General features: G+C 68.4%; 16 protein-coding genes. 6 read left to right on the top strand and 10 right to left on the bottom strand.

Annotated elements, in window-relative coordinates; translation table 11 throughout:
• Nucleotides 1-161: 161 nt before the first annotated feature.
• The 8 genes from CFB18_RS03985 to recA all read right to left on the bottom strand — a co-directional run bounded on the left by CFB18_RS03985 (nt 162) and on the right by recA (nt 8,291).
• Nucleotides 162-1,385, bottom strand: a complete 1,224-nt coding sequence (locus tag CFB18_RS03985; protein ID WP_088570514.1) for a LysM peptidoglycan-binding domain-containing M23 family metallopeptidase — start codon at nt 1,383-1,385, stop codon at nt 162-164.
• Nucleotides 1,358-1,735 carry a DUF192 domain-containing protein gene (locus CFB18_RS03980; RefSeq protein ID WP_159461562.1) on the bottom strand — a complete coding sequence of 126 codons (378 nt, stop codon included), beginning with the start codon at nt 1,733-1,735 and terminating at the stop codon, nt 1,358-1,360. The genes CFB18_RS03985 and CFB18_RS03980 overlap by 28 nt, the downstream gene beginning before the upstream one ends.
• 16 nt (nt 1,736-1,751) lie before the next feature.
• Nucleotides 1,752-3,239 carry a nucleoside triphosphate pyrophosphohydrolase gene (mazG, locus tag CFB18_RS03975; protein WP_088570512.1) on the bottom strand — a complete coding sequence of 496 codons (1,488 nt, stop codon included), beginning with the start codon at nt 3,237-3,239 and terminating at the stop codon, nt 1,752-1,754.
• Nucleotides 3,240-3,260: 21 nt separating this feature from the next.
• A complete protein-coding gene (locus CFB18_RS03970) occupies nt 3,261-4,607 on the bottom strand; it encodes a M16 family metallopeptidase (protein WP_088570511.1) in 1,347 nt (448 codons plus the stop codon).
• A gap of 5 nt (nt 4,608-4,612) precedes the next feature.
• Complete coding sequence (locus CFB18_RS03965) at nt 4,613-4,858, bottom strand: hypothetical protein (RefSeq protein ID WP_088570510.1); 246 nt, start codon at nt 4,856-4,858, stop codon at nt 4,613-4,615.
• Nucleotides 4,859-4,931: 73 nt separating this feature from the next.
• Complete coding sequence (gene rny, locus CFB18_RS03960) at nt 4,932-6,485, bottom strand: ribonuclease Y (RefSeq protein WP_088570509.1); 1,554 nt, start codon at nt 6,483-6,485, stop codon at nt 4,932-4,934.
• Nucleotides 6,486-6,566: 81 nt separating this feature from the next.
• The gene (locus CFB18_RS03955; protein WP_143597506.1) at nt 6,567-7,160 is read right to left on the bottom strand and encodes a regulatory protein RecX; all 594 of its coding nucleotides are present in this window, start codon (nt 7,158-7,160) and stop codon (nt 6,567-6,569) included.
• A gap of 69 nt (nt 7,161-7,229) precedes the next feature.
• On the bottom strand, nt 7,230-8,291 hold the full coding sequence (recA, locus tag CFB18_RS03950; protein ID WP_088570507.1) for a recombinase RecA: 1,062 nt from the start codon (nt 8,289-8,291) through the stop codon (nt 7,230-7,232).
• Between the two features lie 511 nt (nt 8,292-8,802).
• Between recA and rlmN the strand changes: the two genes are divergently transcribed.
• From rlmN to CFB18_RS03925, 5 genes are read left to right on the top strand one after another with little or no spacing between them, the layout of a single operon-like run.
• Nucleotides 8,803-9,882 (top strand): dual-specificity RNA methyltransferase RlmN, encoded by a 1,080-nt coding sequence (rlmN, locus tag CFB18_RS03945; RefSeq protein ID WP_088570506.1) that lies wholly within the window; start codon nt 8,803-8,805, stop codon nt 9,880-9,882.
• Nucleotides 9,879-10,565 (top strand): ribulose-phosphate 3-epimerase, encoded by a 687-nt coding sequence (gene rpe / locus CFB18_RS03940; protein ID WP_088570505.1) that lies wholly within the window; start codon nt 9,879-9,881, stop codon nt 10,563-10,565. Before rlmN ends, rpe begins: the two co-directional genes overlap by 4 nt.
• Before the next feature lie 57 nt (nt 10,566-10,622).
• Entirely contained in the window at nt 10,623-11,507 is an 885-nt protein-coding gene (locus CFB18_RS03935) for an ROK family protein (RefSeq protein ID WP_088570504.1), read from the top strand.
• A gap of 56 nt (nt 11,508-11,563) precedes the next feature.
• On the top strand, nt 11,564-12,988 hold the full coding sequence (locus CFB18_RS03930) for a sensor histidine kinase (RefSeq protein ID WP_088570503.1): 1,425 nt from the start codon (nt 11,564-11,566) through the stop codon (nt 12,986-12,988).
• Nucleotides 12,985-13,635 carry a response regulator transcription factor gene (locus CFB18_RS03925; protein ID WP_088570502.1) on the top strand — a complete coding sequence of 217 codons (651 nt, stop codon included), beginning with the start codon at nt 12,985-12,987 and terminating at the stop codon, nt 13,633-13,635. Before CFB18_RS03930 ends, CFB18_RS03925 begins: the two co-directional genes overlap by 4 nt.
• Before the next feature lie 22 nt (nt 13,636-13,657).
• Here CFB18_RS03925 and CFB18_RS03920 read toward each other — a convergent pair whose 3' ends face one another.
• Nucleotides 13,658-14,500: a GNAT family N-acetyltransferase gene (locus tag CFB18_RS03920; protein WP_088570501.1), complete on the bottom strand. Its 843-nt coding sequence runs from the start codon at nt 14,498-14,500 to the stop codon at nt 13,658-13,660.
• A gap of 20 nt (nt 14,501-14,520) precedes the next feature.
• Complete coding sequence (locus CFB18_RS03915) at nt 14,521-14,988, bottom strand: V4R domain-containing protein (RefSeq protein WP_088570500.1); 468 nt, start codon at nt 14,986-14,988, stop codon at nt 14,521-14,523.
• 212 nt (nt 14,989-15,200) lie between these two features.
• Here CFB18_RS03915 and CFB18_RS03910 point away from each other — a divergent pair, with 212 nt between their 5' ends.
• Entirely contained in the window at nt 15,201-15,716 is a 516-nt protein-coding gene (locus CFB18_RS03910) for a sigma-70 family RNA polymerase sigma factor (protein WP_159461561.1), read from the top strand.
• Nucleotides 15,717-15,720: the final 4 nt, after the last annotated feature.

The following is a 15,720-nucleotide window of genomic DNA, read 5'->3' as shown; positions in this document are numbered from 1 at the left end:
GTTCGGACGGGCCCTGGATCATCGGGCCCTGGAGGCGGCGCAGCGGGCGCGGGTCGGGCTCCTCATCGGGCGGCAGGGGATGCTCGTCCCCCCCACCCTCTGGTCCCTTTCGGAGGGCAAACCCCTGGGGCCATCGTCCTGATCTCACCCCTCCTACCACGCTACGGCAGAGGTCCCTCCACCCACTGTCGGGGGTCAACCGGGATCCCCCGCACCCGGATCTCCCAGTGGAGGTGGGCCCCGGTGGAGAGGCCGGTGTTCCCCACATAGCCCAGGAGATCCCCTGCCTTCACCGTCTGACCCTCCCGCACCGCTACAGCCTGGAGATGCCAGTAGCCACTGCATACGCCCCATCCGTGGCGCAGGATCACCGCGTTGCCCCGCACCACCAACGCCTCTGCCAGGGCCACCAGGCCGTCCGCCGGGGCATAAACCGGCGTTCCAGCGCTCCCTCGCAGGTCCAGCCCCTCGTGATAGCTGGAGTAAGGACCCCCATTATACGAGCGACGGGTGCCGAACTCGGAGGTCACCTCCGGCCGGGCCACCGGATACCGGAAGGGTCCCTGCCAGCGCCGTTCCGGTTCAAAGGGCGTGCAGGCCGCCAGCACCTTCTCCCGCTCCGCACGGAGCAGCTCGGGGTCCAGCAGACCCTGGCGATCGGGCGGCAGGCGGATGGCCTCTCGACCATAGGGACCAGCCACCACCTGAACCGGAAGGCTCACCTGCACCGTCCGGCCGTCCGGAGTGCGGGCGGTCACCCCCAGGGAATAGACCCCTGGGGCCTGCATGGCGGGCACCGCGATCAAGCCCTCCCCGCCCTCCGGGGTGGGAGCCAGCGGAAAGGCGATGCCCAGGAAGCGCGCCTCCAGGGCAGCCGGCTGGGAAAGGCGCACCCGCACCGGAAAGACCCGTCCCTGCACCGCCGGAGCCGGGCCGATCTGGACATCTTGGAAGGGTGTCGGCCAGGCGGCCGGCGTCCCAGGGGCCTCCTCGGGGATCCGGAGGAGCTGCCCGACGAAGATCCGGTGGGGGTTGCGAAGGCCGTTCAAGGCCATCAGCCGTTCCACCGTGGTGCCGTAACGCAGGGCGATGCGGTAAAGGGTTTCCCCGGGTTGCACCGCATGAACCCGACCGGAGGGCGAGGAGGAGGCGGTGGAGGCCGGGATGAGCAGGACCTGGCCCACATAGATCAGGTTGGGATTGACCAGATGGTTGGCCTCCGCCAGGGCTTCCACCGTGGTGCCGAAGCGCGCCGCAATGCGAGTAAGCGTATCCCCGGGCTGGACCGTGTAGCGGACGGGCTCCTGGGCGAAGGCCGGCTGGATCCAGCGCAGCGTCAGCGCCAGGATCAGCCCCGCTACGATGCCCCATTGTCCTCGCGCCATGTCCACACCTCCCCCACATGGGCCTCCCGGAGCAGACGGATCGATCCTTCGATCAGATAGCGGGCTGGGCGCGGAGGGAGATACACCCGGAAGGGACGGGCCTCGACGGCATGGACGATGCGCCCCTCTTCATCCAGCCAGATCGCTGCGATCGGGAAGAAGACGAAAAACATATGGATGGCGGTCTCCCAGCGTCCGGCGCGGGGGAACACAAAGAACAGCCCATCCTCCTCATCCAGAGCGCGTCGGAACATCAGCCCGCGCCCGCGACACGCCAGGGAGCGGCATAGCCGCAGCCGGGCCAGGGGACGACCTTCGGCGTTATAGACGGTAACCCATCGCGCGGGCATGGACGGACGCCGATCGTTACGGAGCCTTGTCTCCCCCTTCAGGCCAGGCGCGCACAGCTGGAGCTTCCTCCGCCTTCGCCTGATTCCACAACGCATCCATCTCCTCAGGGGAGAGATCCTGGAGGCGACGGCCGGCCGCAGCAGCCAGCGCTTCCATGCGGCGGAATCGGCGGGCGAAGCGGGCGTTGGCCTCCCGGAGGGCTGCCTCCGGATCGATCCCCCAGTGGCGGGCGAGCTGAGCCAGGGTGAAGAGCAGGTCCCCGAACTCCTCCGCGCGACGCGCAGAGTCCGCCGCGCTGGCGATCTCCCGAAGCTCCTCTCCGATTTTCTCCAGCACCCCTTCCGCGTCGGACCAGTCGAACTTCAGGCGAGCGGCCCGCTCCCCGTAGGCGGCCGCCTGGGCCAGGGCCGGCAGGCCCTTCGGTACCCCATCCAGGGCGGAAGTCTCCGCTCCCCGCCCCGCCTTCTCCCGCTGCTTGATCTGCTCCCAGTTCTCCAGGACCTGGCGGACGCCGCTGACTTTCACGTCTCCGAACACATGGGGATGCCGGCGGCGGATCTTCTCGTTGACGTGGGCGATGACCTCGGCCATGGAGAACTCCCCGCTCTCCACGGCGATCTGGCTGTGGAAGACCACCTGGAGGAGCAGATCCCCCAGCTCCTCCTTCAGGCGGGCCGGGTCATCGGCGTCCAGGGCCTCCAGGACCTCGTAGGCCTCCTCCAGCAGGTTGGCGCGCAGGCTCTGATGGGTTTGCTCCCGGTCCCAGGGGCAACCCTCCGGGGAGCGCAGATGGGCGATGGTGTCCTGGAACGTCTCAAAGGCCCCGGGTCGGGCCAGGGGCGGCACATAGAGCGCCGTCAGGGGCGTGAAATCCGAACGATGGTCCAGGGCATAAAGCGGGAAGGTAAGAACCCGGGCTTCCGGCAGCCCAGCCGCGTCCAGGAGGGTGACCGGATGATCCGGGGGATACTGGTTCATCAGGGTCAGCTTCACATCCGCCGCCACCGTCCGGCTGTCCAGCTGGGCGATGAGGGCGGGACGGTCAGGGTTCAGGGGGGGATGGTAGCGCTCGGCCAGCTCAAAGGCATCCGCGATCTGCAAGCCGTCCAGCGCGTCCAGCCCAAGGAGCTCCAGGGCCACCTCGATGAAGCTGAGGCCGTGGACGATGCGAACGAGGAGGCCGGCTTCGGTGGCCAGCGCCCGGATCCGGGCCACCGTGGCCTCCCCAACGAAGGGGGAACCCGGCACGGCGTAGCAAACCCCCTCCGGCCGCCGGCCCAACTCGACGATGGTCCGGGCGATCCGCTCGTAGACCGCCTCCAGGGTCTCCGCCTCCGCATAGACCGCGTCGAAATCGTGGACGATGAGATGCGGGGGCAAGGCGGTCACCGCCGGATGCCGGCGGGTCCGCACATAGATCTCCCGGATCCCCTGGAGCACCTCCAGCGCCTCGCGGGTCCAGTAGCGGGGATCTCCGGGGCCCAGGCCGAGGATCACGATCATCGCGCTCCCTCCGCGTCGGCATCATGACGCAGCCCGGCGGGTCGGCAGATACCATCCGACCGTCCGCCGGGAGCGGACCAGATAGATGCGGGCGACGCGCTGAACATCCTCGGGGGTCACCTGTTTGAGACGATCCAGATAACCCTCGAACCAGGTGTAATCCGCGAAGATCTCGCTCCAGCCATACCAAAAACCCTGGTTGGTGACCGACTCGCTGCTATAGGCGAAATCGGCGCGGGCCTGTTTCAGTGCCTTCTCGAACTCCTCCGGGCGGAGGGGTTCCGTCTGGAGCCGGTCGATCTCCGCATCGATCACGGCCTCGGCCTCCTGGGGATGACGCCCGGGCTGGAGGGTGGCGATCAGACGATACAGGAAGGGCTCCACCGTTGGGATCAAGGAGCCCTCGATGTCGGCCGCGATCCCGCGCTCCACCAGAGCCCGGTAAAGCCGGGAGGTCTTGTTGGAAGTCCCCCCGCTGAAGCTCAGGGATCCGGTTCCCGTGAACACCGCGTTCAGAACCACCAGGGGCAGGAAATCCGGGTGGGTGGCCTCGGGGATGAGATAGGCGATCTCCAGATAGGCTGTGTTCCCCTCTCCCTCCAGGACCGTCCGACGCTCCCCGCGGGGAGGCGGCTCCTGGACCCGCAGCCGAGGGATCTCGGGGACGGGACGGATGCGCCCGAAGGCGCGTTCGATGACGCGCAGCGCCTCGGGGATGCGGAAATCCCCCACGGCCACGACCACCGCGTTGTTGGGCGCGTAGTAAGTCCGGTAATGGCGGTAGAGGTCCTCCCGGGTTATGGTCTGCAGGTCTCCCGGCCATCCGATGACCTCGTGGCCGTAGGGATGGGCCTGGAAGGCCAGCGCCTGGACCTGCTCGCTGAGCAGGAAAAGGGGGTTGTTCTCGTAGCCGTGGCGCTCGGAGAGGATGACGGTGCGCTCGGCCTCCACCTCTTTGGGATGGAACAGGGCCTTCGTCATCCGATCCGCTTCGATCTCCGGGGCGATGGTCCAGCGGTCTGAGGGCAGCGTCTCAAAATAGGTGGTGAAATCCAGCCAGGTCATCCCGTTCCAGGCCCCACCCTCCCGGGAGATCAGGCGATCCAGGGTTCCCTTGGGGTAAGTGGGGGTGCCCTTGAAGAGCATGTGCTCCACCCAGTGGGAGATGCCGGTGAGACCGGTGGGCTCATCCCGGCTGCCCACCCGATACCAGATCCAGAAGGTCACCACCGGCGCGTGATGCTGCTCCTTCAGCACCACGGTGAGGCCGTTGTCCAGGCTCGTTTTGAGGAAGCCGTCCCGGCGCACCGGGCGAGGGCGCCGGCGGCTCCGGGACGGCACAGGGGGAGCAGGAGCGCGTCGGGCCATGGCGCTCACCTCAACAGATGAGGCAGAAGGAAGGCGAGGACGATCTGGGCGCCGAGGAGCACCCCGGCCAGGACGCCGATGCGGCGCAGATCCCGCCGCACGTAGCTGTAGTCGTAATTGGATAGGCTGGAGGTCGGCCGGCGGGACGGCGGGGGAGCCGCCGGCGAGGGCACGGCCTCTCGCACGGGCGCGGGCGCCGGGGCGCCCCGCGGGGCCACAGGGGTTGTGCGAACCCGTCGTTTCTTGGCCATACGCGCACACTCCTTTCCGGCTGAGATCCAGAGCGCGGCAGATCCTGGAAGATCCCTCCGGCGCGGCCCGGGCTCAGCGGGCGATCTCCACCGCCCGGGTCTCCCGGATCACGGTGACCTTGATCTGGCCCGGGTATTGCATGGTCTCCTCGATCTTGCGGGCGATCTCCCGGGACATCCGGATGATGGCCAGGTCGTCCACCTCCTCCGGCTTGACGATGATGCGGATCTCCCGCCCGGCCTGGATGGCGTAGCATTCGGCGACGCCCGGGTAGGAGCGGGCCAGGTTCTCCAGCTCCTGGATCCGCTTGAGATACATCTCGAGGGTCTCCCGGCGGGCGCCGGGCCGGGCGCCGGAGATGGCGTCGGCGGCCTCCACGATCACCGCCTCGATGCACTCCTGGGGCACCTCGTGGTGATGGCTGGCGATGCAGTTGACCACCTTAGGGGGCACGCCGTAGCGGCGGGCCAGCTCCGCCCCGATCAGGGCGTGGGTGCCCTCCACCTGGTGATCCACCGCCTTGCCGATGTCGTGCAGCAGCCCGCCCATGCGGGCGATCCGCACGTCCGCCCCCAGCTCGGCGGCGATCATGCCGGCCAGCCAGGCCACCTCCACCGCGTGGTGCAGCTGGTTCTGGCCGTAGCTGGTGCGGAACTTCAGGCGCCCGAGGAGGCGGATCAGCTCGGGATGCAGGCCGGTGACGCCGGCGGCGGCGGCGGCCTGCTGCCCCTCCTCCCAGATGATCCGCTCCACCTCCTCGCGGGCCTCGGCCACCACCTTCTCGATCCGCGCCGGGTGGATCCGCCCATCCTGGATGAGGCGGGTGAGGGCGATGCGGGCGACCTCCCGGCGCACCGGATCATGGGAGGAGAGGGTGATGGCCTCGGGGGTGTCATCCACGATGATCTCAACTCCGGTGATCTTCTCCAGAGCCCGGATGTTGCGACCGTTCCGCCCGATGATGCGCCCCTTCATCTCGTCGTTGGGCAGGGGCACCACCGAGACGGTCAGCTCAGCGACCTGTTCGCTGGCGATGCGCTGGATGGCCGTGGCGATGATCTCCCGGGCGCGTTCCTCGGCCTGGAGCCGGGCCTCGGCCTCAATCTGCCGGTAGAGGCGGGCCATGTCCTCCCGGGCTTCCTTCTCGATCATCTCCAGCAGGACCTGACGGGCCTGCTCGGCGGTCATCCCGGCGACCTGCTCCAGGGCCGCCCGGCGTTCCTCCTCCAGCCGGGCGACGGCGGCCTGCAGCTGCGCGGCCTGCCGTTCCAGCTCCGCCTGTCGCTCGTTCAGGCGACGCTCCTGCTTCTCCAGGCGCTCGGCCCGGCGGTCGAGCTCCTCCCGCCGGTGGCGCAGCCGCTCCTCTTCCTTGCGGAGATCGGCCCGCCACTTGCGAAGCTCAGCCTCGGTGGCCTCCCGCAAGCGCAGAGACTCGTCCTTTGCCTGAAGCAGGAGCTGAGCGGCCTGCTGTTTGGCCTCCTCTACCAGACGCTGCGCTTCCTGTTGAGCGACCTCGATCTCCTTGCGGAGCTGTCCCCGAACCTGTTGCTTCCCCAGGAACCATCCCAGCGCACCGCCGCCGATCAACCCGATCACGGCGAGCGGGATCCAGATGATTTGCTCCATGGTCGATCCTGTGATGGGAAGGATCTAACGAGAGGGGGATGTTCCCCCTGTCCGAATCCGGCGGGCGACGGGGGTTCCCGCCTACCCTTCCGGCGCTTCTTCCTCGCTTTCGATATCCAGAGTGCGAAGGACTTCCATCACCAGTTCCCCGTCGAACCCCCGACGGCTCAGGTAGCCGGCCAGCCGCCGCCGGAGGGTCCGGGGGTCCAGGCCTTGCAGACGTCGGGCTCGCTCCCGGGCCAGTCGCAGGGCCAGCGACCGTTCATCCGGGGCGCTCTCTCGGAGAACCTCCCGGATGACGTCGGGGGAGACGCCCTTGCGTCGGAGCTCCGCCTGCAAGGCTCGCCGACCCCGTGGCCGGAAGGCGGTTCGGTTCTCCACCCAGAACCGGGCGAAGGCGTAATCATCCACCAGCCCGGCCCGACGGAGCCGCTCGAGTTCCGCCTCCACCGTGGCGGCGTCAAATCCTTTCTGGCGGAGATAATCACCGATCTCCCGTTCGCTCCGCGGGCGGTAGCTCAGGAACCGGAGGGCGGCTTCGTGGGCCTGTTCGAGACGATCCCGCTCCTGCAGCTGAGCGATCTCCTCGTCGGAGAGCACCTGGCCCGGCCGCAGCCGCACGGCCTCCAGGGCCGTCAGGACGAAGGCCCGGCGGCCGTCCAGATACACCGCCACCCGGCCGCTCTTTAAAGCCCGAAGCCGCGTGATCCGACCGCCCATGGGAAGGGGGGAGCGGGAGGCCGCTCACTCCAGCTCCGGGATCGGCGCCGCCTCCTCGGGCGCCTCCGCGCTCACCCCCAGGCGCTTCAGAGAGGCGGCGCGAGCGGCGTTCTCCCGGATCCGTTGCTCCAGCTCCTCCATGAGCTCAGGGTGGGCCTTCAGGAACTCCCGGGCGTTCTCCCGCCCCTGGCCCAGGCGGGTGTCCCCATACATGAAGAAGGTGCCCCGCTTGGTGATCAGCCCGAGCTCAGTCGCCAGATCCAGGATATCCCCCGCTTTGCTGATCCCCTCATTGTAGAGGATGTCGAACTCGGCCTCCCGGAAGGGTGGGGCCACCTTGTTCTTGGTCACCCGGACTCGAACCCGGCTCCCGATGATCTCTCCGCCGGCCTTGAGGTTCTGCAGGCGGCGGATCTCCAGGCGGACGGAGGCATAGAACTTCAGAGCCATGCCGCCCGTGGTGGTCTCCGGGTTGCCGAACATGGTGCCGATCTTCATTCGGAGCTGGTTGGTGAAGAGCATGGCGGTGTTGGACTGGCGGATGGCCCCGGCGAGCTTGCGCAGGGCCTGGCTCATCAAGCGGGCCTGAAGCCCCACGTGGGCGTCGCCCATCTCCCCCTCGATCTCCGCCCGCGGCACCAGCGCGGCCACCGAGTCCACCACCACGACGTCCACCGCTCCGCTGCGAATCAACGTCTCCGCGATCTCCAGGGCCTGCTCCCCGGTGTCCGGCTGGGCAATGTAGAGGTTGTCCACGTCCACGCCGCACCGTTGGGCGTATTGAGGGTCCAAGGCGTGCTCCATGTCGATGAAGGCCGCGATCCCCCCTCGCTTCTGGGCCTCCGCGATCACATGAAGGCAGAGGGTGGTCTTCCCGGAGGCCTCCGGGCCGTAGATCTCCGTGATCCGCCCGCGGGGGATCCCGCCGACCCCCAGGGCGAGATCCAGGGCCAGGGATCCGGTGGGGATGACCTCCACCGGCTGCTGGGCGGCCTCCCCCAGGCGCATGATCGTCCCTTCCCCGAACCGCTTGGTCAGCGTCAGCACCGCCGTCTCCAGCGCCTTCAGCCGCGCGTCCTTTGTCATCGCTCACCTCTCCGCGCTCAGGCTCCACGCTTTGAAGATAGTTTAACTCAAATCCGGGAAGGCCGGAAACGAGCGGGTCGTGGGGACTCGGGGGGAAAGGCGAGGCGCATGCGGAACAGGCCCTGGCCCCTGAGGCCGGCTCCGCGCGCCCGTGTCCACGAGGCGGCCCACCGCAATGCCCGTGGCTTCAGGCCCCCAGAGCGCCAGTCGGCCCCATTCGGCCAGACCCGGGTATGGGCCTCCGGGTCGATCGCCACATGGCGGAACCGCGCCTCGTCCTGTAAGGGACCATGCAGAGGACCCCCAGGACCGGGCGGGAGTCGATCGCCGGTTCCGTCCCATCATCGAAGAGGACTCGCAGCGTGTGCAGCCGCCCTCTTCGCAATCGTTTCCAGTTTCCCGCTCCCATTCGTGCGTTTATGGATAGACCCTTCCATGCGAAGCAAATTTGCCCCTTTAGAGCCCTCCTGGGTAGGATGAAGCGAGAAGGATATCACACAGGTGGAGGCGGATGCGGTTCTTGCTGGATCTTTCCCTGGAAGAGCTGGAGGAAACGCTGGCCGCGTGGGGCGAGCCCTCCTATCGGGCACGCCAGATTTGGCACTGGGTTTACCGGCGCGGGGCGACGGACTTTGAGGCCATGACGGACCTGCCGAAGGCGCTGCGGGAGCGCCTGAGGGAGGCTTTCACGCTCTCGGCCCTCCGGCCCGTCGCGGAGCGGGTCTCCCGGGATGGATGGACCCGCAAGTGGCTGTTCGCCTTGCCGGATGGGGCGAACGTGGAGGCGGTCTTGATGGAATACACTGATCGGCGCACGGCCTGCGTCTCCACCCAGGCCGGGTGCGCCATGGGCTGCCCCTTCTGCGCCACCGGCCAGATGGGCCTGCTGCGCAACCTCACCCCCGGGGAGATCGTGGAGCAGGTCCTCCACGTGGCCCGCTGGCTGTCCGCCCATGGCGAGCGGCTGACCCACGTGGTGTTCATGGGGATGGGCGAGCCCTTCGCCAACTACGCGCACACCGCCAAAGCCCTGCGCTTGCTCATCCATCCGGAAGGCATGGGCCTGGGCCAGCGTCGCATCACCGTCTCCACCGTGGGGATCGTCCCGGGCATTCGGCGGTTCGCCCGGGAGGGCTGGCAGATCAACCTCGCGATCTCCCTGCACGCCGCCACGGACGAGCTGCGCGACCGGCTGGTCCCGATCAACCGGGTTTATCCTCTAAATGCCCTGATGGCAGCCGTGCGGGATTACATCGAGCAGACCCGGCGGCGGGTGACCTTCGAGTGGGTGATGATCCGGGGGGTCAACGACACGCCGGAGCAGGCCTATGCCCTGGTCGAACGCATCCGGGGGATGCTGGCCCACGTGAACCTGATCCCCCTGAACCCCACCCCGGACTTCCCCGGGGAGGCCTCCCCGCCCGAACGGGTGGAAGCCTTCCGTCGTATCCTGGAGAAGGCGGGGATCCCCTGCACCGTCCGGGTGCGGCGGGGGATCGATGTGGCGGCCGGATGCGGTCAGCTCCGGGCTGAAGTCGCCGGCCGGCGTCCGCGGATCGTGCGTCCCATGCTCCAGGAGGCCCAGGCATGAGGGAGGTGAAGATCGCACCCTCCATCCTCTCCGCCGATCTCCGCTGCCTGGCCCGGGAGGTCGAGGCGGTGGCCCGGGCGGGAGCCGATTGGATCCACGTCGATGTGATGGACGGCCATTTCGTGCCCAACCTGACCTTCGGGATGCCCATCGTGGCGGCCCTGCGGCGGATCACCTCGTTGCCCCTCGACGTCCACTTGATGATCGAGGCCCCGGAGCGGTATCTCGAGGCCTTCGCCCGGGCCGGCGCCGACCGCCTGATCGTCCACGTGGAGGCCTGCCCCCACCTGCACCGGGTGATCCAGGGGATCCGGGGACTGGGGCTGCGGGCCGGCGTGGCCCTGAACCCGGCCACTCCCCTGAGCGTCTTGGAGGAGATCCTGCCGGACGTGGATCAGGTGCTGATCATGACCGTGAACCCCGGGTTCGGCGGCCAGGCGTTCATCGAACGGATGCGGGAGAAGGTGCGCCGGGCCCGGCGGATGATCGACGCCCTCGACCGACCCATCGAGCTGGAGGTCGACGGCGGGGTGGGGCCAGAGAACGCCTCCGACCTGGTGGAAGCAGGGGCCACAGTCCTGGTGGCCGGGGCTTCCATCTTCGAAGCTCCTGACGGGGCCGAAGCGGCGCTCCGACGCCTCCGCCAGGCCGTCGAAAACGCCCGCATCCCGCGCTTTCCTTGAGAAGCACCCAGGGCCCGGAACCGGGATTCCGAAACCATCTGCGGAGGGAACCCCGGGATGTCCCTTTACGGCGCGGTGGAGGCCGGTGGCACCAAATTCCTCTGCGCGGTGGGCACCGGGCCGGATCACCTGGAGGCCATCCTGCGCATCCCCACCACCACTCCAGACGAAACCCTGGCCCGGGTGATCGCCTTCTTCCGGCCTTTCGCGGGAGCGTTGAAGGCCATCGGGATCGGCTCCTTCGGCCCCCTGGACCTGGACCCCACGTCGCCCACCTTCGGCACAATCCCCACTACCCCCAAGCCGGGATGGTCCGGGACGAACCTCCTGTGGCCTTTTCAGGAGGCCTTTGGGATCCCCATCGGCCTGACCACTGACGTCCAGGCAGCAGCCCTGGGGGAGGGGCGCTGGGGGGCCGCTCAGGGCCTTCACACCTTCGTCTATCTTACGGTGGGCACCGGCATCGGGGGCGGCGCGATCGTCCATGGCCGGATGCTCCACGGGGTATGGCATCCGGAGATGGGCCACATCCGGATCCCCCATGATTGGGAGCGGGATCCCTTCCCCGGGGTGTGTCCGTTCCATGGGGATTGCCTGGAGGGCCTGGCCTCCGGGCCGGCGATGGCAGCCCGCTGGGGGCAGCCCCCCGAGGCCCTGCCGCCGGATCATCCCGCGTGGGAGCTGGAGGCGGAGTATCTGGCCCTGGGCCTGGTGAACATCCTGTGCATCCTGACGCCGCAGCGCATCCTCCTCGGCGGGGGTGTGGCTCAGCATCCGGGGCTGCTCCCGCGGGTCCGGGAGCGGATGCGGGCGCTGCTGAACCGGTATCTCCCGGCGCCGGCCCTGGAGGGGGACCTGGAGACTTATGTGATGCCCCCGGCGCTGGGGGAACGGGCCGGGTTGCTGGGGGCCCTCGCCCTGGCGATGGAGATGGCCAGTTGAGGATGCGATCATCCTGCCTCATGGAACAGCCATCGGCAAATCGAAGGGAGTGGGAGATGCGATGGCACCTCCTTCATCAGGCACGGGAGCGGTTCTGGGAGATCGCGGGCGGGGTCAGTGTGCGGACCAAGATCCTGGGCATCGTCCTGGGCGGAACAGTGCTCTTCGGCCTCACCACTATCCTGCAGGTCCGCTATGCCCTCTACCATGTGCTGGTCGCCCGCACCCAGGACTGGGGGATCGCGATGGCCAGCGACCTGGCGGCACGGAGCACGGATCTGATCCTGATCAACGACCTGATGGGACTTCATCGGCTACTGCAGGATGCGGTGAATCACAACCCCGAGCTGCGCTATGCCTTCGCCCTCTCCCCGGAGGGGGAGGTCCTGGCTCACACGTTCGGGACCGGGCCGGAGTTCCCGGTGGGGCTGGTCGAGGCGCATCCTCTCCCGCCGGGGGCGTCCTACCATCTCCAGCCGCTGCGCACGCCGGAGGGGGTGATCTGGGACATCGCGGTCCCGGTCTTCCGGGGACAGGCGGGGGTGTTGCGCCTGGGGCTGCGGGACACAGGGGTGCGCGCCGCTGTCGACGCGCTGACCGTGCGGTTGCTGCTGACCACCGTGGCCGTGTCCGCCCTCAGCATCGGCATCGCCCTGTTCCTCACCCACCTGATCGTCCGTCCCATCCGGGGCCTGGTGGCGATGACCGAGCGGGTGGCCCGGCGGGATTTCACCGCCCGGGCGGTCGTGTGGGCCAAGGATGAGATCGGGGCCCTGGCCCAGGCGTTCAACGCGATGGTGGAAGAGCTGGCCCAGCAGGAGCGTATGCGGGCCTTCTATATCCAGCGGATCATTGAGGCGCAAGAGGAAGAGCGCCGGCGGATCGCCCGGGAGCTGCACGACGAGACCGGGCAGGCCCTGGCTTCGCTGCGGGTAGGGCTTCGGAACCTCGAGCAAGCCCTCGACCCCGAGACCATGCGCTCCCGGCTTCAGGACATGTATCGACTGGTGGATGAGACGCTGAGCCGCGTGCGGCGTCTGGCGTTTGAGCTGCGGCCCTCGGTGCTGGATGACCTGGGCTTGGTGGCAGCCCTGGAGCGCTACATCCGGGACTACCGCGAGCGCTTCGGGATCGAAGTGGAGATGCAGGCGATCGGCTTGGATGGCCGCCGCATCCCCCCGACCATTGAGACCGCCGTCTACCGCATCGTGCAGGAAGCCCTGACCAACGCCGCCAAATACGCCGGTTGCCAGCGGATCAGCGTCCTCCTCCAGGCCTCCCCCCGTCTGCTCTCCGTGATCGTGGAGGATGACGGCTGCGGCTTCGACGTCGATCGCGTGCTCCGGGAGGAGCCCGGCAACCGCCTCGGGATCTACGGGATGCGGGAACGGGCCCAGCTGGTGGGAGGCTCCCTGACCATCGAGTCCGCCCCGGGCCAGGGAACCACCGTGTATCTCCGCGTTCCGCTGGAGGACTCATGATCCGGGTGCTGATCGCAGATGACCACGCCGTGTTCCGGGCCGGCCTCCGGCTGCTCCTCAGCGCCCAACCGGACATTGAGGTTGTTGGAGAAGCGGAGGATGGCTGGCAAACCCTGCGCCAAGCGGAGGCGCTCCGCCCGGATGTCATCCTGCTGGACCTCACCATGCCGGGCATGCCCGGTTTGCAAGCCCTCGCGCTGCTGCGCCGGCAGGCGCCGGAGGCGCGGGTGTTGATCCTGACGATGCACGAGGACGAAGCCTACCTGCGGCAGGCCCTGGCCGAGGGCGCCGCCGGTTACATCATCAAACGTGCCACCGACGAGGAGCTGATCACGGCCATCCGCGCGGTGGCCCGGGGCGACCTCTACATCCATCCCGCCATGACCCGCGCCCTCCTGGAGGATCTGATCCCCGCCCCGCAGATCCCGGAGACCCCGGAGCCATGGGAGAGCCTGAGCGAGCGCGAGCGCCAGGTGCTCCGCATGGTGGCCATCGGGCACACCAACCAGGAGATCGCCGAGCGCCTGGGCCTGAGCGTCAAAACCGTGGAGACCTACCGGGCTCGCGGGATGGAGAAACTGGGCCTGCGAACCCGCGCCCAGCTGGTCCGCTACATGATCCAGAAGGGCCTGCTGAAGGAAGAATAAGCGGCGAGGGCTTCCCTCTGAATCACCGGAGCGCGCAGCTCCAGATGGAGACCTCCTGCCCAGTGGGGTGGAAACCGAACCGCCGGTAGAGGGCCTGGGAGATCCGGTTCTCGATCTGCGTGTTGAGGGTGATGGGATAAGCCCCCAGGTCGATCAGATACCGCAGGCTCTCCGCCAGCAAACGCGCCCCCACGGACCGGCCTTGATGGGCCGGGTGGACCGCCAGGCGGACGATATGTCCGTGCACGCCGTAGAGGTCGGCGAAGGCGTAGCCGATGATCTCCCCCTCCGCCTCCGCCACGATGAAATAGGGCACCTGATGCCAGGCGCGGGTCAGGATGGTGGGACCATACCACCAGAGCGGCTCGAAGGCCTGTCGATCCACCGCCGCGATCCGAGGGATGTCCTCCAGCATCGCCCGCCGGACGCGAACGGGAACGGCCGGAAGCTCCGGGATCCGCCAGTCATCCTTCCGCAGAGTGATCACCACTGTCCGGCGGGTGAAGCCGGCTGCCGGATAGACCGACTCCAGCCATTCCCCATAGGCCACCCCGACGGCCTCCGTGGCCCCCTGGGCCGCCAGGGCCCGGGCCATGGAGGGCCAGAGCTGTCGGAACAGCTGGGGCGCGTCCTCGCCGTCGGCCACCGCCGCCACCCGGAGCCACGCCACCGGGCTGTCCACCTGGATGCCCAGCCAGAAGGCGATCACCCGGCCCATCCGCTCCACCACCCAGGCGGTCGGGGCTTCCAGCCATTCCTCCAGGGACCACCAGTCCAGCGCCATTTGAGCCCGCCGATGCTCCCGGACCAGATGCAGGATGGCGCTCCGATCGGCCCGGGTGGCAGGGCGCACCGCCGAGAACATCGATCGCCTCCGGAGCGCGCTCACCCTTCTGCTTCCGTCACAAACTGACAGGTCTCGCCCTCCACAGCCGCGCAAGCGATCTCCCGAACGCGGACCGGGCGCCCCAGGGCGACCTCCAGGAAGCCGGCGATGTATCCCGCCAGGGGGTGACAGACCGGCTTTCGCTGGGGCCGGAGCCCCTCGGCGAGGACAGAATGGGTCACCTCCACCCGGATGGTGGCATCCTCCCGCTGCCAGCGCGCCTCCCCCCACTGGGCGGCCTCGAAGGCGATGCGGGCTGCCTCTACCAGATCCTCCCCCTGCAGGCCCAGCCGCTCCTGAAGGAGCCGGGCGCCCTGCATCCCGGCCTGCCGTCCGGCCTGGTAGAGCACCCCTCCTACCCCCAGCCCGGCCAGCCGGAGCACCGCTCCGTAGAGCGAAACCAGCCCCGCCCGATCGATGAGCACGGATTCCTGCCGGATGACCTCGATGACGCGTGCGGCGTCCATGCACGTCCTCCGAGCAGAGATGCGCCCCTCCCCCCCGCTTTCGGGTATACTTAGAGTGCTTGGATGTGACAAATCCACAGGAGCTGGGCCGTTCCGGAAAGGAGGGGCAGCAGGACGAACGGCGCAGCTCCCGATCCGCTTGGGAACGATCGCAAAGAACCATGGCCACTCGGCGCTCTCCCGCGGAATCCCGGGATGAGGAGCGGAGGCTGGTGGAGCGGGCCCGACGGGATCCCGAAGCCTTCGGGGAGCTCTACCTGCGCCACGTGCGCTCGATTTACAACTACATCTTCTACCGCACCGGCGATCCGGAGGAAGCGGAAGATCTCACCAGCCGGGTCTTCCTGCAGGCCCTGCAGCATCTGCCCCGGTTCCAGGAAAGAGGGCTGCCCTTCGCCGCATGGCTCTTCCGCATCGCTCACAACCTGGTGGCCAACTGGCATCGGGATCGCCGCCGGCGGCCGGTGGTCCCGCTCTCCGAGAACGGGCACGAGCGGGCTCCGGATCGGGTGGAAGCCCTGGTGGAGCGTCAGGAGGAACGAGAGCGGCTGCTTCGGGCCCTGCGGCGCTTGCCCCCGGATCGCCAGCAGCTGCTGATCCTCAAGTTCGTCGAGGGACTTTCCAACGCCGAGATCGCCCGGATCATGGGGCGGACCGAGGGGGCGATCCGGGTGCTGTATCACCGCACCCTGGAGGCGCTCCGGAAGGAGCTGCTGCGGGAGCCCTGAATCC

The organism is Thermoflexus hugenholtzii JAD2, from assembly GCF_900187885.1.
In the GTDB taxonomy this organism is placed as follows: domain Bacteria; phylum Chloroflexota; class Anaerolineae; order Thermoflexales; family Thermoflexaceae; genus Thermoflexus; species Thermoflexus hugenholtzii.
This window is presented reverse-complemented; position numbering and strand designations above follow the sequence as displayed.

Bases quoted from the DNA above. Each gene is read 5' to 3' on its own strand.
- CFB18_RS03985 (WP_088570514.1), bottom strand. From the start codon at position 1,385: ATGGCGCGAGGACAATGGGGCATCGTAGCGGGGCTGATCCTGGCGCTG.
- CFB18_RS03980 (WP_159461562.1), bottom strand. From the start codon at position 1,735: ATGCCCGCGCGATGGGTTACCGTCTATAACGCCGAAGGTCGTCCCCTG.
- mazG (WP_088570512.1), bottom strand. From the start codon at position 3,239: ATGATCGTGATCCTCGGCCTGGGCCCCGGAGATCCCCGCTACTGGACC.
- CFB18_RS03970 (WP_088570511.1), bottom strand. From the start codon at position 4,607: ATGGCCCGACGCGCTCCTGCTCCCCCTGTGCCGTCCCGGAGCCGCCGG.
- CFB18_RS03965 (WP_088570510.1), bottom strand. From the start codon at position 4,858: ATGGCCAAGAAACGACGGGTTCGCACAACCCCTGTGGCCCCGCGGGGC.
- rny (WP_088570509.1), bottom strand. From the start codon at position 6,485: ATGGAGCAAATCATCTGGATCCCGCTCGCCGTGATCGGGTTGATCGGC.
- recA (WP_088570507.1), bottom strand. From the start codon at position 8,291: ATGACAAAGGACGCGCGGCTGAAGGCGCTGGAGACGGCGGTGCTGACG.
- rlmN (WP_088570506.1), top strand. From the start codon at position 8,803: ATGCGGTTCTTGCTGGATCTTTCCCTGGAAGAGCTGGAGGAAACGCTG.
- rpe (WP_088570505.1), top strand. From the start codon at position 9,879: ATGAGGGAGGTGAAGATCGCACCCTCCATCCTCTCCGCCGATCTCCGC.
- CFB18_RS03935 (WP_088570504.1), top strand. From the start codon at position 10,623: ATGTCCCTTTACGGCGCGGTGGAGGCCGGTGGCACCAAATTCCTCTGC.
- CFB18_RS03930 (WP_088570503.1), top strand. From the start codon at position 11,564: ATGCGATGGCACCTCCTTCATCAGGCACGGGAGCGGTTCTGGGAGATC.
- CFB18_RS03925 (WP_088570502.1), top strand. From the start codon at position 12,985: ATGATCCGGGTGCTGATCGCAGATGACCACGCCGTGTTCCGGGCCGGC.
- CFB18_RS03920 (WP_088570501.1), bottom strand. From the start codon at position 14,500: ATGTTCTCGGCGGTGCGCCCTGCCACCCGGGCCGATCGGAGCGCCATC.
- CFB18_RS03915 (WP_088570500.1), bottom strand. From the start codon at position 14,988: ATGGACGCCGCACGCGTCATCGAGGTCATCCGGCAGGAATCCGTGCTC.